Here is a 471-nt window from a genome sequence, read left to right as displayed (position 1 = left end):
TACTGTATTTATAGAACCACATACGGTTACGAAATTGAATGCAGAATTAGCAGGCTTGAAAGCAGAAGAAGCGGTTGAAGAGTATCAGATTTTAGCGACTTTATCAGGAATGGTGTTAGAAAACATTTATAGTATAAAGATTAACATGGAGCTAATTAGTCAGTATGATATGGTATTCGCGAAAGCGAAGTTTAGTAAATCGATTGATGGAATAGAACCGAAGTTAAACGATCATGGCTACATTCATTTAGTGAATTGTAAGCATCCGCTTTTAACAGGGCAAGTTGTACCGTTACATTTTAAAATTGGTCAAGAGTATCGTAGTTTAATTATTACAGGGCCGAATGCGGGCGGAAAGACAATTGTGTTAAAAACGATTGGATTGTTAACATTAGCTACAATGTCAGGCCTTCATATTGCAGGAGATAAAGGTACAGAAATTGCTATTTTCGAAAATGTATTCGTAGATAT

1 pseudogene is annotated in these 471 nt (G+C 35.2%); it reads left to right on the top strand.

The features are described from left to right. A pseudogene (locus tag MR170_RS31085) lies at positions 1–471 on the top strand (endonuclease MutS2); the annotation flags it as partial.

Origin of the sequence: Bacillus cereus group sp. BfR-BA-01524, assembly GCF_022662595.1 — a bacterium.
GTDB classification, from domain to species: Bacteria; Bacillota; Bacilli; order Bacillales; family Bacillaceae_G; genus Bacillus_A; species Bacillus_A thuringiensis_S.
Note: the sequence above shows the minus strand (reverse complement) of the source record. Positions and strands in the feature narration are given on the sequence as shown.